The organism is Kitasatospora sp. NPDC036934 (assembly GCF_055608425.1).
Map to the genome: position 1 here is coordinate 18,552 of NZ_JBVJQR010000014.1, position 21,207 is coordinate 39,758.

A 21,207-nucleotide genomic window follows, 5' to 3' on the forward strand; every position below is an offset into this window, starting at 1 on the left:
GTGCGTCCGCCGCGCCCGCCGCGCCTGGGGCCGATCAGGGGAAGAGCCGGCCCAGGTGGTGGTGCAGGGCGGCGGTGGCGTCCTCGGGCGTGCGCTGGTGGAGGAGGACGCTGAGGCCGAGGCCGGCGGAGAGGGCGAGCAGGACGACGGCCTCCTGGCGCGGGTCGGCGGCGCCGGCGGCGGTGAGCTGGGCGGTGAGGAAGGCTTCCATCTCGTCGGGGGCGGCGAGGAAGGCCCGGCTGGCGAGGGTGGGGTCGGTGACGGAGAGCACGGCGTACTCGGTGTAGATCAGGTGGAAGGCCCGGCTCTCCTGGTCGGTGGGGACGGCTTCGAGCAGGACGGCCTCGATGATCCGGCGCGGGTCGGTGCCGGCCCCGGTGGCGCGGACGCGCTGCTGGACGCGTTCGCCCATCCGGGTGGCGAGGCGGGTCATGGCGGCGAGGAGCAGCTGCTCCTTGGTGTCGAAGTAGTACTGGACGAGCCGGACGGAGACGCCGGCCTCGGCCGCCACGGAGCGCATGGTGACGGAGTGCAGGCCGCTGTGCGCCGCCGAGCGGAGCAGGGCGTCGATGAGGTGGGCCCGTCGTTCCTCGTGATCCACCAGCTTGGGCATCGGGTTCCCTCCGGATGTTTTCGTGGTACAACAATACCATCAAAACCGGGAGGGATCATGACCAGGACCAGCGTCGGACACTTCGCCAGCGAGGCGGCGAAGGCGAAGTTCCTCAAGGCGTACGACCGGGCGATGGAGCTCTGGCCGGGCCCTCGACGGGAGCTGGACGTCGAGACCGGCCACGGCACCGTCCACGTCCACCACTACGGGCCCACCGAGGGCGAGCCGATCGTGCTGCTGCACGGCCACGCCGGGCACGCGTCCAACTGGTACCCGCAGATCGCCGCCCTCGGCGAGCACCACCCGGTGTACGCGATCGACACCCTGGACGACCCGGGCCGCAGCGTGCAGCGCGCCGTCGCCGCCGGGTCGCCGGAGAACGCGGCATGGCTGGGGGAGGTGCTGGCCGGGCTCGGGCTGGAGCGGGTGCACCTGGTGGGGGTCTCGTACGGCGGCTGGCTGGCGCTCAACCAGGCCGTCCACGGGCCCGAACGCCTCTCCTCCGTCACGTCGTTGGACCCGGGCGGGATCGAGAAGGTCCCCGCGCGGTTCTACGCCCACATGATCGGCGGGCTGTTCGGCATGCTGGCCCCGCGCCCGCTGCGCCCCGCCGTGGGGCGACTGCTGGCCAACCCGGCGCTCGGCGCGCCGCGCGAGATGATCGCCCCGCTGATGCTCGCCATGCGCAGCTACAAGCCGAGCAGCCGCCCGTCGGCCCGGCCGTTCACGGACGGGGAGTTGGGCTCGATCGGGGTACCCGTGCTGATGCTGGTCGGCCGGCGCAGCGCGCTGCTGCGGCCGCGCCAGGTGGTGGAGCGGGTCACCGCGCTGATCCCGGGCGTGCGGGCGGAGATCGTCGAACGGGCCGGGCACGGGCTGAACCTGGAGCAGCCCGAGCTGGTCAACGAGCGGCTGCTGGGCTTCATCGCTTCGGTGCAGCAGTCGGCGTAGGCGGGGCCCCCGTCAGGAACCCGCCAGGCCTCCGTCAGGCCCCGTCAGGCGGCGACGGCCCCGGTCGCCCCGGCCCGGGCCTGGTCGTAGCGGTGGAGGACCAGCCGGGCGACCGCCGGGTGGTCGGCCAGCGGGGCGCTGGTCCAGCGGGCCGGCGTGCCGGCCGCGCGGCGGGCGAAGAAGCCGGGGGAGAGGAGGTAGGTGGCGAGGCCGACGTGCGGGTGCCCGGCGGCCCGGAGCGCGGCCACGGCCTGCTGGGGGGTGGGGGCGGCGGCCGAGAGGTGGGCCGGGGTGACGGGGCGGCCGAGGCGGGCGGCGAGCAGCCGGGCGGTGTGCGCGGTGTCGGCGAGGGCGGTGGGGTCGGAGGAGCCGGCGCCGGCCAGCACCACGGGGGCGTCGGCGGGGGCGCCGGCCTCGGTGAGGCGGTCGGCGAGGGCCTCGGCGAGCAGCGGGTGGGGGCCGAGGGCGGGGGCGAGGTGGGCCGGCGGGAGGCCGGCGGCCGCGAGCGCGGCGGGCAGGTCGACCCGCAGGTGGTAGCCGGTGCCGAGCAGTAGCGGGACCAGGACCGGCCGGGCGCCCGCGAGTCGGTCGAGGGCCTGGTCGAGGGACGGCTGCGCGAGGTCCAGGAAGCAGCACCGGACCGGGAGTTCGGGCCGGAGCGAGCGGACCGTCCGGAGCAGTGCACGGATCGAGGCGGCGGCCGACGGGTCCCGGCTGCCGTGTGCGACCGCGAGCAGCATCAGCTCGCCGCCAGCCGGTAGCCGCGTTTGGGGACGGTGCGGATCAGGGCGGCGTGCGGTCCCAGGGCGGCCCGGAGCCGGCCGACCGCCGCCTCGACGGCGTGTTCGTCGGCGGCTGCGTCCGGCCAGGCGGCGCGCAGCAGGTCGGCGCGGCTGAGCACCCGGCCGGGCCGTTCGGCGAGCGCGCGCAGCACGGCGGCGCCGCGCGGGCTGAGCCAGTGGCTCTCGCCGTCGACCAGGGCGGCGTTCCCCTGAAGGGTCAACACCATTCCCGCGAGGGTGACTTCACGGCTGGAGCGGCCCGGCAGGGTGTCCGCGAGCAGTCGGACCAGGGCGCCCAGCCGGCCGCGTTCGGGGTGGACGGCGGGCAGCCCGAGGTCGGTGAGCGGCCGGGCGCACAGGCTCCCCACGCAGACCGGCAGCACATCGGCGCGCAGGGCGTCCAGCAGCGCCTCGTAGCGGCCCTCGGCCCGGGCGGTGACGAGCAGTGCGCTGATGGCGGGGGCGCTGGTGAAGGTGAGTGCGTGGAGCTGGCGGCGGACGGTCTGGTCGAGCAGCCTGCGCACCGCGCCCGGGTCCTCCGGGGGCGCCCAGCGGTAGACCGGGACGGAGATCACCTCGGCGCCGCGTTCGCGCAGGGCCGCCGCGAAGGCGTCCAGCCGCACCCCGTGTTCCTGGACGGCGATCCGGCACCCGGCGAGCGGGCGGGCCAGCAGCCAGGTGAGCAGCTCGTCGGTGGCCTCGGTGTCGGGGGAGTAGCCCTCGCCGAGCCCGCTGGCGCGGACCGCCCCGGTGGCCTTGGGGCCGCGGCTGAGCACCACCGAGGCGCGGCAGGCCTCGGCGAGGGCGGCCCCGCGGCCCCAGCCCTCGGCGGCGCTCATCCAGCCGCGCCAGCCGACGCCGGTGGTGGCCACCACGTAGTCCAGCGGGGCGGCCAGGCAGCGCTCGGTGGCCTCGCGCAGGGCGAGGTCGTCGGCGAGCGGCAGGATGCGCAGCACCGGCGCCTCGACCACCTGGGCGCCGCGCCGGGTGAGCAGGGCGGTGAGCTCCTCGCGGCGGCGCGCCGCGGTGACGCCGACGGTGAAGCCGGTGAGCGGGCCCGGCGGTCCTGCCGGTAGGGCCGGTCCCGGCGTGGTGGGGGTTGCTGCCATGCGGGCCAGCCTGCGGGGCGCTTGTTACGGGGGCATTGCCCGGCCGTCACCTGCCGGTAAGCGAAGGTGCCGCTGCGGTTACGCCGGATGTCGTGGTGTGCACCCCGGTGGCCGGGCGGTGTGAGCGAGGCGTACCGCGCCCGCAACATCCGCGACCCGGTCGCGAAACAGCGGGCGGCGACCTTTCTCGGCATGACACCGATCGCCGCCCCGGCCGCCCCCGCCGCCACGGACACCCACTGCCCGTACTGCTCGCTGCAGTGCGGCATGCGGCTGTCGCCCGGCGCGCCGGGCGCCGGGCTGCCGGTCGAGGTGCTGGAGCGCCCGGACTTCCCGGTGAACCGGGGCGCGCTGTGCGGCAAGGGCCGGACGGCGCCCGCCCTGCTGGCCCGGGGCGCCCGGCTGGACGGACCGCTGCTGCGGGACCGGCCCGGCGGTCCGCTGCGCTCGGCCGGCTGGCCGGAGGCGCTGGACCGGGTGGCCGCCGGGCTGGCGAGGGTGCGGGCCGAGCACGGGCCGGACGCGGTGGGCGTGTTCGGCGGCGGCGGGCTGACCAACGAGAAGGCCTACCTGCTGGGCAAGTTCGCGCGCGTCGTGCTGGGCACCGCCAACATCGACTACAACGGCCGGTTCTGCATGTCCTCGGCCGCCGCCGCGCACCGCCGGGCCTTCGGCCTGGACCGCGGCCTGCCGTTCCCGCTCGCCGACCTCCCGCACACCGGCTGCCTGATCCTGGTCGGCGGCAACCCGGCCGAGACGATGCCGCCGGCCGTCCGCTACCTGCGCGAACTACGGGAGAACGGCGGGAAGTTGATCGTGGTCGACCCGCGTCGCACGCGCACCGCCGAGCTGGCCGACCTGCACCTCCAGCCGCGCCCCGGCGGGGACCTCGCGCTCGCCCTGGGCCTGCTCCACCTGGTGATCGCGGACGGCCTGGTGGACAAGGAGTTCATCGCCGAGCGGACCACCGGCTTCGACGCGGCCCGGGAGTCGGCGATGGCCCACTGGCCGGACCGGGTGGAGCGGATCACCGGCGTGCCCACACATCGACTCCGTGCCGCCGCCCGGATGTTCGGCGAGGCGGCGACCGGCATCGTGCTCACCGCGCGCGGCCCCGAACAGCAGAGCAAAGGCACCGACACCGTCGGCGCCTGGATCGACCTCTGCCTGGCCACCGGCAAGGCGGGCCGCCCGTACAGCGGTTACGGCTGCCTGACCGGGCAGGGCAACGGACAGGGCGGGCGCGAGCACGGCCAGAAGGCCGACCAGTTGCCCGGCTACCGCTCGATCGAGGACCGGGCGGCCCGCGAACACGTGGCCGCGGTGTGGGGCGTCCCCGCCGAGCGCATCCCCGGTCCCGGCGTGTCCGCGTACGAGCTGCTGGACGGCCTCGGGCAACCGGGCGGGGTGCGGGCGCTGCTGCTGGCCGGCTCCAACCCGGCGGTGTCCGCGCCGAACGCCGGGCACGTCACCGAACGGCTGCGCGCCCTGGACCTCCTGGTGGTCGCCGACGTGGTGCTCTCCGAGACCGCCCGGCTGGCCGACGTGTTGCTGCCGGTCACCCAGTGGGCCGAGGAGGACGGCACCACCACCAACCTGGAGGGCCGGGTGATCCTGCGCCGCCGCGCCCTCGACCCGCCCGAGGGCGTGCGCAGCGAACTGTGGCTGCTGCGCGAACTGGCCGCCCGGCTGGGCGTGCCGGAGGGCTTCCCCGCCGAGGCCGAGCAGGCCTTCGACGAACTGCGGCGCGCCTCGGCCGGCGGCGACGCCGACTACGCGGGCATCAGCTACGCCCGGATCGCCGCCGAGGACGGCGTGTTCTGGCCCTGCCCGACGCCCGGACACCCCGGCACGCCACGGCTGTTCCTGGACCGCTTCGCCACCCCGGACAGCCGGGCCCGGTTCGCCGGGGTCACCCACCGCCCGGCCGCCGAGGAGCCGGACGACGCCTACCCGCTGTTCCTGACCACCGGCCGGGTGCTCTCCCAGTACCAGAGCGGCGCCCAGACCCGCCGGGTCGCCGAGCTCAACGCGGCCGCGCCCGGCCCGTTCGTCGAGCTGCACCCGCGGCTGGCCGAGCGGCTCGGGATCGCCGACGGCGAGCCGGTCGCGGTGACCAGCAGGCGCGGACGGGCCGTCGCGCCGGCGCGGATCACCGACGCCATCCGGCCGGACACCGTCTTCATGCCCTTCCACTGGGCGGGCGCCGGCCGGGCCAACAGCCTCACCAACCCGGCCCTCGACCCGGTCTCCCGGATGCCCGAGTTCAAGCTCTGCGCCGTCCGGGTGGAGCGCGCACAGACGGAGGTGACGCCATGAGGATCGCGGTGGTCGGCGGCGGCATGGCGGCCGCCCGCTTCGCCGAACGGTACGCCGCCCTCGGCGGGCCGGGCACGGTGACCGTGTACGGCGCCGAGCCGCGCCCCCCGTACAACCGGGTGCTGCTCGCCGAGGTGCTCACCGGCCGGTACGACGCCGAGGCGATCGCGCTGCCGCTCGGCGGCGCCCTGGCCCGGCCCGGCTGCGAGGTGGTCGCCCTCGACCCGGCGGCCCGGACCCTGCGGCTGGCCGACGGCACCGAGGAGGAGTGGGACGAACTGGTGCTGGCCACCGGCGCCAACCCGGTGCTCCCGCCGGTGCGCGGACTGCGCCGCCCCGACGGCCGCGGCCTGGCCGAGGGCGTGCACACGCTGCGCACCCTGGGGGACTGCGCCCGGCTCGCCGAGGAGGCCGTCGGCGCCGAGCGGGCGGTGGTGATCGGCGGCGGGGTGCTCGGGGTGAGCGCCGCCCGGGCGCTGGCCGCGCTCGGCGTGCGCACCGAGATCGTCCACCAGGCGCCCCACCTGATCGAGCGCCAGCTCGACCCGGAGGCCGCCGCCGTGCTGCGCGAGCGCCTGCGCACCCTCGGCGTCGACTGCTACCCGGGCAACCGGGCCCGGGCCGTGCACGGCGGGGAGAGGGTCGGCGCGGTCGAGCTGGCCAACGGCTACCGGCTGGACTGCGACCTGGTGGTGCTCGCCTGCGGCACCCGCCCGCGCACCGCGCTGGCCCACGCCGCCGGACTGCCCGTCGGCACCGGGATCCTGGTGGACGACCGGCTGGCCGCCGCCCCGCGGGTGTCCGCGATCGGCGACTGCGCCGAGCACCGCGGCACCGTCCACGGACTGGCCGGCCCCGCCTGGGAACAGGCCGACGTGCTGGCCCGCCGGCTCTCCGGCGCCGAACCCGACGCCCGCTACCCGGGCACGAGCCCGCGGGCCCGGCTCACCACCGGGGACCTGGAGTACGCGGCCTTCGGCGCCGTGGACGAGACCCTCGACCCGGACCTCGACGTGCTGCGGCTCACCGACGCCACCCGCGGCAGCTACAAGAAGCTCGTCCTGCGCGGCGACCGGCTGGTCGGCGCCATCCTGCTCGGCGACCTGGCCACCGTGGACGCGCTGGCCGGCGCCTTCGCCGACGGCGGCGCCCTCACCGGCCACCCCCTGCACCTGCTCACCGGAGGAGTACCACAGTGACCCTTGACGACCGCACCGCACGGGACCGCGGTGCCGTTCGGGACCTCGTCCTGGTCGGCCACGGCATGGTCGGCCAGCGCTTCCTGGAGGCCTGGAGCGAGCAGCCGGCCGCCCGCGGCTGGCGGGTCACCGTGCTCGCCGAGGAGCCCCGGCCCGCCTACGACCGGGTCCACCTCAGCTCGCTGTTCTCCGGCAGCACGCCCGAGGACCTGGAGCTCTGCCCGTCCGGCTTCCTCGCCGAGCACGGCATCGACCTGCGGCTCGGCGACCCGGTCGCCACCATCGACCGGGCCGGCCGCACCGTCACCACCCGGTCGGGCTCCGAAGTCCGGTACGACGTCCTGGTGCTGGCCACCGGCTCGGTGCCCTTCGTGCCGCCGGTGCCCGGCACCGACGCGCCCGGCTGCCACGTCTACCGCACCATCGAGGACGTCGACGCGATCCGTGCCCAGGCCGCCGACGCCGCCACCGGCGTGGTGGTCGGCGGCGGACTGCTCGGCCTGGAGGCGGCCGGCGCCCTGCGGGCCGGCGGACTGGCCACCCACGTGGTCGAGTTCGCGCCCCGGCTGATGGCCGTCCAGGTGGACGACGGCGGCGGCGCCGCGCTGCGCCGCAAGATCGAGGAGCTGGGCGTCACCGTCCACACCGGCGCCGGCGCCAGCGGGGTGCTCACCGGCCCGGACGGCCGGGTGCGCGGCCTCGCCCTCTCCGACGGCCGGGAACTCCCCGCCGACCTGGTGGTCTTCTCCGCCGGGGTGCGCGCCCGCGACCAGCTCGCCCGGGACTGCGCACTGCCGGTCGGCCAGCGCGGCGGCATCGTGGTCGACGCCCACTGCCGCACCGAGGACCCGGCCGTCCTCGCCATCGGCGAGTGCGCCCAGGCCGTCGACGGCCGGGTGTACGGGCTGGTCGCCCCTGGCTACCAGATGGCCGAGACGGCGGCCCGCACCATCGCCGAGCAGCAGGGCGGGGGCTTCACCGGCGCCGACACCTCCACCAAGCTCAAGCTGCTCGGCGTGGACGTCGCCAGCTTCGGCGACCCGCACGGCAGCGCCGAGGGCGCGCTCGACGTGCTGTACAGCGACAGTCGCAGCGGCGTCTACCGCAAGCTGGTGATCGGCGCCGACGGCGCGCTGCTCGGCGGCGTCCTGGTCGGCGACACCGAGGGCTACGGTGCGCTGCGCCCGCTCGCCGTCGCCGGGAAGCCCCTCACCGTCGCCCCCGAACAGCTGGTGCTGCCGGCCGGGTTCGCCTCCGCCGGGCCGGTCGCGCTGCCCGACGAGGCGGTGCTCTGCTCCTGCCACAACGTCACCCAGGGCGCCGTCCGGGCCGCCGTCCGCGAGCAGGGCGCCGACAGCGTCGCCGCCGTCAAGAAGTGCACCCGGGCCGGCACCGGCTGCGGCAGCTGCCTCAAGCAGCTGGGCACCGTCGTCAAGGAGGAGCTGGAGGCCGCCGGGGTCGCCACCGTCCAGGGCCTGTGCGAGCACTTCGCCCACAGTCGCGCCGAGTTGTACGAGATCGTCCGGGTCACCGGGCTGGCGAGCTTCTCCGAACTGCTGGCCAAGCACGGCACCGGCGGCGAGGGCTGCGAGGTCTGCAAGCCGACCGTCGCCTCCATCCTGGCCAGCCTCGGCAACGGCCACATCCTGGACGGCGAACAGGGTGCCCTCCAGGACTCCAACGACCACTTCCTGGCCAACCTCCAGCGCAACGGCTCCTACTCGGTGGTTCCCCGGGTGCCCGGCGGCGAGATCACCCCCGAGGGCCTGATCACGATCGGCGAGATCGCCCGCGACCACGGCCTCTACACCAAGATCACCGGCGGTCAGCGGATCGACATGTTCGGCGCCACCGTCGACCAACTCCCGGTCATCTGGCGCAAGCTGGTCGACGCCGGCTTCGAGTCCGGGCACGCCTACGGCAAGTCGCTGCGCACCGTGAAGTCCTGCGTCGGCGAGACCTGGTGCCGCTTCGGCGTCCAGGACTCCACCACCCTCGCCATCGAACTGGAGCTGCGCTACCGGGGGTTGCGCTCCCCACACAAGCTCAAGGCCGCCGTCTCCGGCTGCGCCCGGGAGTGCGCGGAGGCGCAGAGCAAGGACTTCGGCATCATCGCCACCTCGGCCGGCTGGAACCTCTACGTGGGCGGCAACGGCGGCATGACCCCCCGGCACGCCGACCTGCTGGCCGCCGACCTCGACCGCGACACGCTCATCCGCACCATCGACCGCTACCTGATGTTCTACATCCGCACCGCCGACCGGCTGGAGCGCACCTCGGTCTGGCTGGAGCGGCTGGAGGGCGGACTCGACCACCTGCGGGCCGTGGTGCTGGACGACTCGCTCGGCATCGCCGCCGAACTGGATGAACTGATGGAGCGTCACATCAGCGGTTACCGGGATGAATGGGCCGAAACCCTGGCCGACCCGGAGCGGATGCGCCGCTTCGCCTCCTTCGTCAACGCCCCCGGCACCCCCGACCCCGCCGTGACCTTCGTCCCCGAACGCGGCCAGATCCGCCCCGCCCGCCCCGGCGAGGCCGGCCGCCCCCTCAACGCCCCGGTGCTGATCGCCGGGCCCCGACCGGAGGTGCTCACCCCGTGACCGTACAGATCCACGACGGCAGCCACTGGCGCACCGTCTGCGCCCTCACCGACCTCCAACCCGGCCGCGGCGTAGCCGTGTTGCTCCCCGACGCCGGGCAGGTCGCGCTGTTCCGCGGCCGCTCCGGGGAGCTGTACGCGGTCGACAACCTGGACCCGTTCAGCGGCGCCCCGGTGCTCTCCCGCGGCCTGCTCGGCAGCCGCGGCGACCGGCCGACCCTCATCTCGCCGATGTACAAGCAGGTGTACGACCTCACCGACGGGCGCTGCCTGGACGAGGACACCGCCCCCGACGGCGCCCCGGCCGTGCTGCGCCGCTGGCCGGTCCGGGCTCTCGACGGGAAGGCCGTCTACGGGAACGCCGTCGACGGCGAGGCGCTCGAAGAGGAGGCGGCGGCATGACCACCGCGGTCGCCACCAGAACGCCCTCCCCGCTCGCCGACTGGGACCCGGAGGACGAGGAGTTCTGGGCCCGCACCGGCGCCCGGATCGCCCGCCGCAACCTGGTCCTCTCCGTCCTCTCCGAGCACATCGGCTTCTCGGTGTGGAGCCTGTGGTCGGTGCTGGTGCTCTTCCTCGGGCCCGAGTACCACATCGACACCGCGGGCAAGTTCACCCTCACCGCCCTGCCCACCGCGCTCGGCGCCCTGCTGCGGCTGCCGTACACCTTCGCGGTGGCCCGCTTCGGCGGCCGCACCTGGACGGTGGTGAGCGCCCTGCTGCTGCTGGTGCCGACGGCGCTGGCGGCCGTGGTGCTGGAGCCGGGCGTCTCCTACGGCACGCTGCTGGCGGTCGCCTGCGTGGCGGGCGTCGGGGGCGGCAACTTCGCCTCCTCGATGGCCAACATCAACGCCTTCTACCCGCACCGGCTGAAGGGCTGGGCGCTGGGCGTCAACGCGGGCGGCGGCAACCTCGGTGTCCCCGCCGTTCAGCTGCTCGGGCTGCTGGTGCTGGCCACCGCGGGCGCCGCCCACCCCCGGCTGCTGCCGCTGGTCTACCTGCCGCTGATCGTGGCGGCGGCGGCCGGGGCCTGGTGGCGGATGGACGACCTGCCGGCGTCCGCGCACGGCCGGGGCGCGGGGCGGGCCCTGCGCGAGGTCGCCCGGGATCCGTACGGCTGGGCCGTCTCCGCGCTGTACATCGGCACCTTCGGCTCCTTCATCGGCTTCGGGTTCGCCTTCGGCCAGGTGCTGCAGGTGCAGTTCCACCAGCACTTCGACACCCCGGTCAAGGCTGCCGCGCTGACCTTCCTCGGGCCGCTGCTGGGCTCGCTGCTGCGGCCGGTGGGCGGGCGGCTGGCCGACCGGTTCGGCGGTGCCCGGGTGACGCTGGCGACCTTCGTGGCCATGGGCGCCGGGACGGCGCTGGTGCTGGCGGCCTCCCGGGCGGGCTCCCTGCCGCTGTTCCTGGGCGGGTTCATCGCGCTGTTCGTGCTCAGCGGGATCGGCAACGGCTCGACGTACAAGATGATCCCGGCGCACTACCGCGGCGTCGCCCGGCGCGCGGTGGCGGCGGGCGCCGATCCGGCGACCGCCGAGGCCGACGCACGCCGGCGGTCGGCGGCGCTGATCGGGCTGGCGGGCGCGGTCGGGGCGTTCGGCGGGGTGCTGGTGAACCTGGCCTTCCGGCAGTCCTTCCTCTCCAGTCACAACGGTGACACCGCGTATCTCGCTTTCCTGGCGGCCTACTTGGTGTGCTCGGCGCTGACCTGGGCGGTGTGGCTCCGGCCGTCGGTGCGGGTGTGACGGGTTGGCCGAATGTCCTGACGAGATGTCAATTCGGCTTGATGTGACCCGAACAAGCCGTATGTGAACCAAGCGTACGGTTCCCGCCCTCGGGGGGCCTGGGAGGGCTGCTACAGTCCGAAGGTCAATCCACCTCACTCCCTCCCCCCGAACAGGGCAACCGACGGTAGGTGTTGCATGATTGATGACGCGTTCGCCGCGACCGTGAAGTCCCTCCACGTCCCCGAGATGGGAACCGACTCCACCGCCCCGCTGCTCTACTGGCTGATCCGGACGCTGCGGCCGCAGCGCGTCCTGGAAGTGGGCATGGGATACACCACCCCGTTCCTGGCCAAGGCCCTCCAGGACAACAAGGAGTCCTGGGAGGCGGAGCGGGCGCTGCTCGGTACCCCGGAAGCGGCCGAGGTCCAGCCGCTCGCCCACACCGCCTACTACGACGAGCCGTACGAGCCCCAGCTCATCTGCATCGACCGGATGACCGACCCGACCTCCTCCGCCCCCCGGGCGCTCAAGGTCATGGACGAGCTCCAGCTCTCCGGGGTCTGCCGGATCATCGAGGGCGACCTGCGCGGCTCGGCCGACAAGGTCCGGGACGCCTTCGGCCTGGTCGACTTCGCCTGGATCGACACCTGGGACACCCTCGCCTTCGTCCGCGAGTACTGGGACCTCGTCAACCCGGCCGGCGGACTGTTCGCCGCCCACTACCTGATGGCCTACCCGGAGGGGCGCGCGGTGCTGCGCTACCTGGAGTCCCTGCGCGGCCGCGAGGGCGGCCGGCTGGAGATCACCAACCTCCGTGAGCCGCACCGCTTCGGCCAGAACAGCACCACCCTGATCCGCCGCATCCGCGACTACGTGGACCCGGAGGACCTCCGGCCGCAGGGCAGCAGCAACGACCCGACCGGCGTCCTCGGCATCGGCTGACGTCCGGCCGTTCGGGGCCGCCCAGGCCCGCGGCCAACCATGGTGACCACCCTGAACCGCGGGAAACGGTTCCGCGGACGGCATCGAAGGCGGCGATCGTGCAGCTCTACTCGGTCACTCCGGAATCGGCGAGCGAGCACCAGGTGCTCGACCAGGACTTCCTCACCCGCGTGCGGGAGACCGCCACGGCCTGCGAGCGCGCGGGCTGGGGCGGCATCCTCGTTCCGCACAACCTCCACGAGGTGGACCCCTGGCTGGTGGCCGGCTACCTGGGGTCGGTCACCAGCGGACTCGTCCCGCTGATCGCCGTCCAGCCGGCCTCGGTGCCCCCGCACACCGCCGCGGCCATGGCGGCGGCGTACGCCGCGCTGTACGGCCGCCCGGTGCACTTCAACCTGGTGGCCGGCGCCCGCGACGACGAACTGCGGCGCACCGGAGACCACTTGACCCACGACGAGCGCTACGATCGGATGCGCGAGTACGGCCGGGTGCTGCGAGCGCTGCTGCAGGGCGAGGAAGTCGACGGCCGGGGCAGCTACTACGCCTTCGAGCGGTTCAGCCTGGAGCCGAGGCCCGACGCGCTGTCCCGCTGCAAGCTGTTCGTGGCCGGCTCCTCGCCCGCCAGCCTCGGTGTGGCCCGGGAGATCGCCGACGTGGTGGTCACCCACCCGGCGCGCTTCCCGGAGTGGGAGGAGACCTTCCTGCGGCCGCTGCTGGCCGACGGCTACACCGGAGAGATCGGGATCCGGATCGGCATCCTGGCCAAGCCCGCGGCGGAGGAGGCCTGGGCGACGGCCGGCAAGCGGTTCCCGGAGTCCTGGCAGGGCCGACAGGAGACGCTGCTCAAGACCATCTCGCAGAACGCGTGGTCGCGGCAGCTGGCCGTGCACGCGGTGGCCGAGGAGCAGGAGCCGGGGTGGGAGCCGGTGCAGGTGCAGCAGGCCGACGGCTCCGCCCCGGACCCGTACTGGCTGGGGGCCTTCCGCAGCGGCCGGGCCAGCGCGCCCTTCCTGGTCGGGGGCTACCAGGAGGTGGGTGCCGGGCTCGCCGACTACCTGCGCGCGGGCGTGGGCCACGTCCTGCTGAACGGCAGTTACGAGGACGACTACGACGACGTCAACGCCGCGATCCGGGCGGCACGGCGGCACATCGGCACGCCGGAGTCCTAGGCCCTGTCCGGCCGAAGGCGGGCCCGACCGGGGCCGCGCCCCGCGAACGGTTCATGGAGGTGTGGAGAAGTTGAGTCTGGTGGAGCGAAGCGGCCCCCTCACCACGTTGCAGACCCGCTGGTGGCTGCGGATCTACTGGCGGGAGCAGGGTGCGTTCGACGTCGCCTGGTCCAAGCGGTGGGACCTCCCGCCCGGGATCTCCGTCGACACGGCGACCGAGGCCCTGACGGTGCTGGTGGAACGGCACGAGAGCCTGCGCACCGCGATCGCCCTGGGCCCGGACAACCTGCCGGTGCAGCTCGTCTACGCCCCGGAGGGCCTGCGACTGCCGGTGTCCGTCGCCGAGTTGGACACCCTGGAGGAGTTCGGCGACCTGGCCGGGGTGCACCCGCTGCTCGGCGGCTCGATCCTGATGCGGCCGCCCTGGTCGGCCCGGCTGTTCGTGGAGAACGGCGAAGTCCGGGTGCTGGCCCTGGTCTTCGAGCACGTCATCGTCGACGGCTCGGGCACCCAGAACCTCCGGGAGCAGTTCCTGGCGCTCTGCCGGGGCGCCGAGGAGCCGCGGCTGCGGATCACCCACCCGATCGACCGGGCGACCGGCGACTCGGTGCACTCGCACGCGCCCGAGCGGGAGGACCACAGCCCCGACCCGCGCGGCCTGGTGCCCCAACTGCTGGTGCCCGCCGCGGAACGGGAGACGACCGGCCCGCGGTTCGTGATCTCCTCGACCGAGTACGCCGGACTGCTGCCGGTCATCGACCGGATCTGCCGGCGGCACCGGGTGTCCCGGGCGATGGTCCTGATGCACGCCCTCGGCTGGCTGTTCTCGCGCCACTCCGGGATCCCCCGGATCATGTTCGGCAACGCCGCCGGCCACCGGCTGCCCACCGACGACAGCATCGACGACCTCGCCCGGACGGTCGAGGTGGTACTGGACTTCGCCGAGGACCGGACCTTCGCCGAGTCGCTGGCCGACGCCTCCGCCACCCTGCTGCGGGTCTACGCCGAGGACCTGCGCCTGGGCATGCGCTCGCTGGACTCCCGGGCGCGCCTCGCGGAGCGGCGCGGGGTGGCGACCGTCCGGGGGCTGTACTTCAACTTCCAGGGGCCCTCCCAGCCCGGGGAGAACGCCCCGGACGGCGAGGCCGCCGACACGCCCGTGGAGATCACTCGCACCGACGAGTGGCGGCCGGACGACAACCACTGGACCACCGCCCTGTGGCTCTACGTCGACGACACCACGGTCTCGGTCGACTTCGACATCGACACCGTGATGTTCCCCGCACCGCTCATCCACACCATGGGTGACCTGCTGCCCCGGTTCATCCGGTTGATCGACGAGCAGCCGGACGCGCCGCTGGCGAGCGCCCGCGCGATCCTGCCCGAGGGCTACCGGCTGGACCCGGACGCCCTGCTGGTCCAGGGCGCCTGGGTCGACCTGGACGCCGTCGGCCGTGCGGTCGGCGCCGTCCCGGGCGTGCTGGACGCCGAGGTGTCGGTGGAGGCCGACGAGATCGTGGCGCAGCTGGCCCTGGACGAGTCGGTCTGCCTGTTCGACGTGCACGAGCACGTGCTGGCCCTGCTGCACGACGCCGTCGACCTGGTCGCCCCGCACCGCTACCGGCTCACCGACGCCTCCAAGGGCCGGGCCGCCGGGCGCGGCCTGCCGGACCTGGCCGAGGGCGCCGACTGGGTGCCGAGCCACGCGCTGCCGGTGCTGGCGGCGGAGACCGAGCCGGAGCGCGAGCTGCTCGCCGCCCTGCGGGAGACCCAGGGCCTCGAACCGGCCACCCTGGCGCTCACCTACACGGGGGCCGGCGGCCGGGCCATCCTGGCTCCCTCGGTGGTGGAGAGCCTGCGCCGCCGCGGCCTGACCGGTCTGCGGCGCTGGCACTTCGACTCGCCGTGCACCCTGCGCGCGATCGCCCGGGCGCTGGTCCGGGAGTCGCGGGGGCACCCGCTGTAGGGCCTGCAAAGGCCTCGAACTCCCGTTTTCCGGTGGGGAGTTCGAGGCCGGTCGGACACCGGGCGGGGCCTACTGTCCGTCGGCGTACTCCAGCGCCATCGTGGACCAGGAGTAGGGCCCGCTCACCGAGGCCAACAGGCGCTCGCCCGGTGCGAGTTCGCCAGCTGCGGCACGCCGTTGCAGGGTGATCAGGACGTCGGCCGAGAAGCAGTGCCCGAGTTCGGTGACCGGGCCGAGCAGCAGCCGGTCCGCGGGTAGCTTCATCGCCGCGAGCAGGAACTTCTGCGCCGCCGGGCGGTAGTTGGGCAGCACCACGTGCCGGAAGTCCTCGCGGCCGCGGTCGAGCCCGTCCAGCAGGGCGGCGACACCCTCCGAGGCGAGTCGGACGGTGCCGAGGACGCCGTCCTCGGCGGGGCCGACTCCGGCCGGCCGCACCGCCGTCCGGGTGCCGGTGGCCGCCACCCGGAACCGGGGGCCGGCCGGCTCGGGACCGGCGGTGAGCACGCAGGCGGCCGCGCCGTCGCTGAACACCGACAGGCCGCTGGCCATGATCCGGTGCCGGTCCGCCGTCCGGTCCGCGAGCACCAGCAGGACGCGTTCGCAGCGGCCCGCGGCCAGCGCGTCGGAGGCCGCCCGGACGGCCGGGACGAGGTTGCCGCAGTCCTGCCCGGACAGCGCCAGGTGCTCCACCGAGGCCAGGCCGAGCCGGTCGGCGATCCGGGCCAGCGAGCCGGTGGTGTCGGGGTCGTTCTCGCTGACGTAGAGCACCAGGTCGGGCGGGCCGGAGGTGGCGGCCAGGCTTTGTTCGGCGGCCGCCACCGCCAGCTCCCAGATCTCCTGCCGGCTCTCCCGGAAGTGGACGATCTCCGCGATCAGCGGACCGAGGTCGGTGGTCGTCGTCCCGGCCAGTTCCGACACCTTGCGGGCCTCGCCGCAGGCGTGGCCGATGGCCGAGATGGTGGTGCCGGGCATGGTTCCCCTCACTGCTCGGTGTCACTGCCGGGTATCACTGCTCGTTGGCCGAGACGGCCTGGACGGGACAGCTCCTGACGGCGTCGCGGACGGCGTCGTGCAGCTCCGGGGCCGGCTGGGCGTCCAGCAGGACGACCGTGCCGTCCGCGTCGTCCTGGTCGAAGACCTCGGGCATGGCCAGGGCGCACTGCCCGGACCCGACACAGACCCCGGTGTCGACGGTGAGGTGCACGTTTCCTCCTCGCGGTTGCGGGTTGCGGGCTTACGCGGCTGCGGGCTACCAGGTGACCGGCAGCCGGTGCACCCCGTAGAAACCCATGTCGGTGGAGAGCGGCACCTCCTCCGGCGGGACGGCCAGGGCGAGTCGGGGCAAGCGCCGGAACAGGGCGGGGAGGGCGATCCGCATCTCGACCCGGGCCAGGTTCTGGCCCAGGCACTGGTGGATCCCGTACCCGAAGGCCAGATGGCCGGTGGCCCGGCGGGTGAGGTCCAGCCGGTCCGGGTCGGCGAACTGCGCCGGGTCCCGGTTGGCCGCCGACAGCGAGACGGTGACCGACTCCCCGGCCCGGAGCGTGCGGCCGGCCAGCTCGACGTCCTCCAGCGGGGTGCGCGGCACCCCGAAGTGGAAGATCGTCAGGTAGCGCAGCAGTTCCTCCACCGCGTTGTCGGCCAGCGACGGGTCCCCGGTGAGCGCGGCCAGCTGCTCGGGGTGCGACAGCAGGGCGAAGGCGCCCAGGCTGAGCGAACTCGCCGTGGTCTCGTGCCCGGCGGTGAGCAGCAGGACGCCGACGCCGGCGATCTCCTCGGTGCTCAGGGTGCCGTCGGCGACGAGGGCGCTGAGCAGGCCGTCGTCCGGGCGGCCGCGCTTGTGCTCGGTGAGCTCGCGAAGGAAGGAGTCCAGCTGGTCCATCGCCAGGGCGGCCTGCGCCTCGGAGGCGTCCAGGCTGAACAGGGTCGCGCTGTTGCGCTGGAAGGCGGCCCGCTCGGCGTAGGGCACCCCGAGGAGTTCGCAGATCGCCAGCGAGGGGACGGGCAGCGCGAACTGCTCGACCAGGTCGGTGGGTGGCGTCGACTCGGCCATGGCGGTGAGGTGTTCGTCGACGACCCGCGCCAGCTGCGGCCGCAGGTCCTTCATCTTGCGGGCGGTGAACCGGCCGGCCAGCCGCTGGCGGATCCTGGTGTGCTCGGGGGCGTCCATGTCGACCAGCCAGCCGGGCAGGGCGGCGCGGCCGTAGAACGGGTCGGCGCTGGGCCGGGCCACCGGGGCCCGCTTGAACTCGGAGCGGGCGCTGAACCGGGGGTCGGCCAGCACGCTGCGGGCCAGGGCGTGGCTGGTGACCAGCCAGCCGATGTGGCCGTCCGGGTAGCGCAGCGGGCGGATCGGCTCGTTCTCGCGGTCCCCGGCCAGCTCCTCCGGCGGGTCGAACGGGCGGGCGCGCACGGTGGGCAGCATCGGGGGCAGGACGGTCGGACGCGTCATCGGATCTCCTTCCTCAGGAACTCGGCCAGCCGCTGCACGCCGGTCTCGATCTGCCCGGGATCGAGATAGCTGCAGGAGAGCCGCAGCTGGCGGTCGCCGCCGCCGCGGAGGTGGAACTGGGCCATCGGGGTCCACAACACGCCGTAGTCGGCCGCCGAGACCTCCAGCAGGGCGGTGTCGGCCGGCACCGGCAGCGTCATGCGCAGGAAGAACCCGCCCTCGGGCCGGGTCCAGCTGATCCCGGCCGGCAGCGGCCCGGCGAGGTGCCGGTCCAGCGCCTCGGCGAGGTGGGTCAGGTTGCGCTGGTAGAGCGCGGCCTTGTGCCGGCTCAACTCCACCAGCGAGCCGCCGTGTTCGAGCAGCATTCCGCCGATGATCGCCTGGCAGACCGGGGAGGTGTTGACGGTGACCATGCTCTTGGCGGCCGCGAGTTCGTCCGCCAGCAGGCTCCGGGAGCCGTCCGCGTCGGCCACCGGTTGGTCGGCGACCACGTAGCCGACCCGGGCGCCGGGGAAGCACACCTTGGCGAAGGTGCCGATGTGCACCACCCGGCGGTCCCGGTCGAGCGCCTTCAGCGGCGGCAGTTCCGCCCCCGGGGCGGCGGTGAAGCCGTAGGCGTTGTCCTCCAGCACCAGGAAGTCCTCGCGGTCGGCGAGTTCGAGCAGCCGGTGGCGGACCGGGAGCGGCATCCGGCTGCCGCCCGGGTTGGAGAAGTCGGGCGCCACGTAGCAGGCCCGGATCCGCCGCCCGGCCCGGCGGGCGGCCCGGCACTCGGCCGCCAGGGCGTCGAGGTCGATGCCGAGCGGGGTCTCGTCCACCGGGACGAGGTCGACGCCCAGCAGCCGGGCGGCGCCGGTGATGCCGACGAAGCACGGGTTGGCGACGGCCAGCAGGTCGGCCGGGCCGGCGAACAGCGCCCGCAGCACCAGGAACATGGCCTCCTGGGCGCCGACGGTCACCACCACGGCCGCCTCGGCGGCGTCGATGCCCTGGTCGCGGCGGAGCGCGTCGGCGACGATGCCGTTGACCAGGCCGCGGCTGGGCCCGTACTCGTAGAGCAGTCGGCGGGCGCGCTCCGGGCTGTGGCCGCGGTCCCGGACGAGGTGGTCCAGGAAGCGCTCGACGTAGCGTTCGGGGGCGAGGTCGCGCAGCAGCTCCGGGTGGGGGGCGCCGGGGGCGAAGGAGATGGCATCCGGGTAGCGGCTCATCACCTCGTTGAGGAAGCCGATCGAGCCGAGCACCGGCTCCCGGAGCGAGGCGTGCAGCTCGGCGGCGGCCAGTCGCACCATGTCGTGGCTCACCCCCTGGCCGCAGAGCGCTGCCAGCGGCGCTCCACCTTGGCGAGGACATCCGGGCTGTAGGCCCGTTCCACCTGGGCGACGGCGAACTCGGCCAGGTACTCGCGGTAGAGGTCGAGCGGCTCCTCGGCCAGGTTGAGCATCCGCCGGTTGGCGGCCACGGCGGGGGCGGCCAGCTCCCGTACGGCGCGCTCGACGGCCTCGTCCACGCCCCCGGCGGGGACCACCTCGTCGCAGAGCAGCCGGGCCTCCGGGTCGGTGGCGTGGATCCGGTGCCCGCCGAGGATCACCTGCCGGGCCAGCCGCCCGCCGGTGAGCCGGGTGAGCCGGAGGTTGCCCAGCCCCGGGACGATGCCCTCCTCGGCGGCGGGGAGGCTTAGGTGGGCGTCGGTCTCGGCGATCACCCGGTCGAGGACCAGCAGCAGCTGCATCCCGCCGCCGATGGCGAAGGAGTCGACCGCGCCGACCCACGGCTTGGCGACCGTACGGTCCGACCAGGCGCCGGGTGCCTGGTCGGTGAGCAGCCCGCGGGCGATCTTGTGGAGGTAGCCCAGCTCCCGGCCGAGCAGGAAGTCGACGAAGGAGATGGCACCGTTGCGCAGGTCCTTGAGGTTGATGCCCGCGCTGAACACCCGCCGGCCCCGGTACCTCGGGTGGTCGACCGGGCCGCCGCGCAGTACCCCGACCCGGACCCGGTCGTCCAGCAGGGCGAGGTCGACGGCGGTCTCGACGTCCGCGATCAGCCCGTTGTCCTCGGCGTTCAGGCAGTGGGCGTTGTGGAAGGTCACGTGCGCGGCCGCGTCCCGGCGCTCGACCACCACGGAGTCGAGGTCGGCGCGCCCCTTGGCCCGGAAGCCGTCCAGCAGGTCGAGGGCGCGCGGGGTGGGCGCCAGCATGGACTCGATCAGGTGCCGGCCCGCCGTGCGGGAGCGCAGCACGGCGGCGCAGAAGACGCCCTGGTCGATCTCCCGGCCCTCCTTGTCCGCCTGGATGCGATCCCGTTCGGCGGCCAGCTGGGCGCCGTCCGGGACGAGCCCGGGGAAGCGCCCGGCGGCGGCGTCGAGGAGTTCGGGCAGCCGTGGGCGGCGGGTCAGGCCGTCGGTGAGCAGGCTGTACACCGCGTCGGTGTGCCGGGCGAGGAAGGCCCGGCGGGCGGCCCGGACGGCGGTGTGGACGGCGTCGGCGCGGTGCTGCTGGGCCGCGCTGCGCCCGGGCCGGGCCGGGAGCGCGGCGAGCACCTCCTCGCCGGCCCGGGCGTACCGGGCCAGGGCGGTGGCGTCCTCGGCGAGGTCGCCGGTGGGGGCGGGCGGGGCCTGGTCCGGGCCGGCCGGCGGGGTGGCGGTCATCGCCGGCCGCTCCTCGGCGTTCCGGGGGCGGGGGCGGCGCCCTGCTGCAGCCTGCGCAGTTCGCGGTCGCAGGCGGCCAGGTGCACGCCCACGGCGTCGTCGTAGTCGGCGGAGCCGGCCTCCAGCAGCAGCAGGCGGCGGATGGTCAGCTCCTGGTCCGAGATCCGGCCCATCAGCACGGTCGCGGTGTGCACGGCCTCGGCGACGTCCTCGCTGATCTGGTCGATCAGGCCGAGTTCCAGGGTCTTGTCGACCGAGATGTCGTTGCCCCAGATGACGATCTGCCGGGCCTTGGCGAGGCCCAGGTGCTGGACCAGCCGGTAGACCGACATGCCGGGCCAGAAGTGGCCGTCGTTGACGGGCAGCATCAGCAGCAGGTCCGGGGCGCCGATCCGGAAGTCGGCGGCCAACAGGAGGTCCAGGGCGGGGCCGCCGCAGGCGCCGCGGGCGGCGGCGATGGTCATCGCGGTGAGGCGTTCGAGCCGGCGCACCGCCCGCTCCCAGCGGTTGACCTCCTGGATGGCGACGGCGCCCGGCCAGGCCCGGACGTCGGCCGGGGTGGGTTCCAGCCGCAGCACCACGACGGACTTCTCGGCGCGGTTCTCCACCTCGTCGCAGACCGCGTTCAGCAGGGCGGTGAGGTCGGTCAGCGGCCGCGTGCCGTCGACCCGCACCATCAGGCCGAGCCCGTCGGGCAGTTGTGTGAGGTCGGGGTTCTCGTTCATCCGGACC

At 74.7% G+C, this 21,207-nt stretch carries 18 protein-coding genes; 9 read left to right on the forward strand and 9 right to left on the reverse strand.

The genetic code is table 11. The features are described from left to right. Nucleotides 1-34 precede the first annotated feature (34 nt). Nucleotides 35-613, reverse strand: a complete 579-nt coding sequence (locus ACZ7BZ_RS22125) for a TetR/AcrR family transcriptional regulator (protein ID WP_470359776.1) — start codon at nt 611-613, stop codon at nt 35-37. A 57-nt stretch (nt 614-670) separates the two neighbouring features. On the opposite strand from ACZ7BZ_RS22125, the gene ACZ7BZ_RS22130 reads away from it, so the two are divergent. Then, a complete protein-coding gene (locus ACZ7BZ_RS22130) occupies nt 671-1,564 on the forward strand; it encodes an alpha/beta fold hydrolase (protein ID WP_470359777.1) in 894 nt (297 codons plus the stop codon). 44 nt (nt 1,565-1,608) lie between these two features. On the opposite strand, the gene ACZ7BZ_RS22135 is transcribed toward ACZ7BZ_RS22130, so the two are convergent. Then, entirely contained in the window at nt 1,609-2,304 is a 696-nt protein-coding gene (locus ACZ7BZ_RS22135) for a sirohydrochlorin chelatase (RefSeq protein WP_470359778.1), read from the reverse strand. Then, nucleotides 2,304-3,455: a uroporphyrinogen-III synthase gene (locus ACZ7BZ_RS22140; protein WP_470359779.1), complete on the reverse strand. Its 1,152-nt coding sequence runs from the start codon at nt 3,453-3,455 to the stop codon at nt 2,304-2,306. Before ACZ7BZ_RS22140 ends, ACZ7BZ_RS22135 begins: the two co-directional genes overlap by 1 nt. A 192-nt stretch (nt 3,456-3,647) precedes the next feature. Here ACZ7BZ_RS22140 and ACZ7BZ_RS22145 point away from each other — a divergent pair, with 192 nt between their 5' ends. The 8 genes from ACZ7BZ_RS22145 (at nt 3,648) to ACZ7BZ_RS22180 (ending at nt 15,379) form a co-directional block, all read left to right on the forward strand. After that, on the forward strand, nt 3,648-5,774 hold the full coding sequence (locus ACZ7BZ_RS22145; protein ID WP_470359968.1) for a molybdopterin oxidoreductase family protein: 2,127 nt from the start codon (nt 3,648-3,650) through the stop codon (nt 5,772-5,774). Beyond that, nucleotides 5,771-6,973 (forward strand): NAD(P)/FAD-dependent oxidoreductase, encoded by a 1,203-nt coding sequence (locus ACZ7BZ_RS22150; RefSeq protein WP_470359780.1) that lies wholly within the window; start codon nt 5,771-5,773, stop codon nt 6,971-6,973. The genes ACZ7BZ_RS22145 and ACZ7BZ_RS22150 overlap by 4 nt, the downstream gene beginning before the upstream one ends. A 65-nt stretch (nt 6,974-7,038) precedes the next feature. After that, nucleotides 7,039-9,576 (forward strand): nitrite reductase large subunit NirB, encoded by a 2,538-nt coding sequence (gene nirB, locus ACZ7BZ_RS22155; RefSeq protein WP_470359969.1) that lies wholly within the window; start codon nt 7,039-7,041, stop codon nt 9,574-9,576. Further along, entirely contained in the window at nt 9,573-9,977 is a 405-nt protein-coding gene (gene nirD, locus ACZ7BZ_RS22160; RefSeq protein WP_470359781.1) for a nitrite reductase small subunit NirD, read from the forward strand. The genes nirB and nirD overlap by 4 nt, the downstream gene beginning before the upstream one ends. Then, nucleotides 9,974-11,320 carry a nitrate/nitrite transporter gene (locus tag ACZ7BZ_RS22165; RefSeq protein ID WP_470359782.1) on the forward strand — a complete coding sequence of 449 codons (1,347 nt, stop codon included), beginning with the start codon at nt 9,974-9,976 and terminating at the stop codon, nt 11,318-11,320. Before nirD ends, ACZ7BZ_RS22165 begins: the two co-directional genes overlap by 4 nt. A 177-nt stretch (nt 11,321-11,497) precedes the next feature. Then, on the forward strand, nt 11,498-12,244 hold the full coding sequence (locus ACZ7BZ_RS22170; protein ID WP_470359783.1) for an O-methyltransferase: 747 nt from the start codon (nt 11,498-11,500) through the stop codon (nt 12,242-12,244). Between the two features lie 98 nt (nt 12,245-12,342). Further along, nucleotides 12,343-13,413, forward strand: a complete 1,071-nt coding sequence (locus tag ACZ7BZ_RS22175) for an LLM class flavin-dependent oxidoreductase (RefSeq protein ID WP_470359784.1) — start codon at nt 12,343-12,345, stop codon at nt 13,411-13,413. Between the two features lie 61 nt (nt 13,414-13,474). Then, nucleotides 13,475-15,379 (forward strand): condensation domain-containing protein, encoded by a 1,905-nt coding sequence (locus tag ACZ7BZ_RS22180; RefSeq protein WP_470359785.1) that lies wholly within the window; start codon nt 13,475-13,477, stop codon nt 15,377-15,379. Nucleotides 15,380-15,448: 69 nt separating this feature from the next. On the opposite strand, the gene ACZ7BZ_RS22185 is transcribed toward ACZ7BZ_RS22180, so the two are convergent. From ACZ7BZ_RS22185 to dpgB, 6 genes are read right to left on the reverse strand one after another with little or no spacing between them, the layout of a single operon-like run. Beyond that, a complete protein-coding gene (locus ACZ7BZ_RS22185; RefSeq protein WP_470359786.1) occupies nt 15,449-16,351 on the reverse strand; it encodes a hypothetical protein in 903 nt (300 codons plus the stop codon). Between the two features lie 34 nt (nt 16,352-16,385). Further along, complete coding sequence (locus ACZ7BZ_RS22190) at nt 16,386-16,583, reverse strand: ferredoxin (protein ID WP_470359787.1); 198 nt, start codon at nt 16,581-16,583, stop codon at nt 16,386-16,388. A 45-nt stretch (nt 16,584-16,628) separates the two neighbouring features. Further along, nucleotides 16,629-17,831, reverse strand: a complete 1,203-nt coding sequence (locus ACZ7BZ_RS22195) for a cytochrome P450 (RefSeq protein WP_470359788.1) — start codon at nt 17,829-17,831, stop codon at nt 16,629-16,631. Next, nucleotides 17,828-19,120 (reverse strand): aminotransferase-like domain-containing protein, encoded by a 1,293-nt coding sequence (locus tag ACZ7BZ_RS22200; RefSeq protein ID WP_470359789.1) that lies wholly within the window; start codon nt 19,118-19,120, stop codon nt 17,828-17,830. Before ACZ7BZ_RS22200 ends, ACZ7BZ_RS22195 begins: the two co-directional genes overlap by 4 nt. A gap of 8 nt (nt 19,121-19,128) precedes the next feature. Further along, nucleotides 19,129-20,475: a (3,5-dihydroxyphenyl)acetyl-CoA 1,2-dioxygenase DpgC gene (gene dpgC / locus ACZ7BZ_RS22205; RefSeq protein ID WP_470359790.1), complete on the reverse strand. Its 1,347-nt coding sequence runs from the start codon at nt 20,473-20,475 to the stop codon at nt 19,129-19,131. Then, nucleotides 20,472-21,200 (reverse strand): enoyl-CoA-hydratase DpgB, encoded by a 729-nt coding sequence (gene dpgB / locus ACZ7BZ_RS22210; protein WP_470359791.1) that lies wholly within the window; start codon nt 21,198-21,200, stop codon nt 20,472-20,474. The genes dpgC and dpgB overlap by 4 nt, the downstream gene beginning before the upstream one ends. Nucleotides 21,201-21,207: the final 7 nt, after the last annotated feature.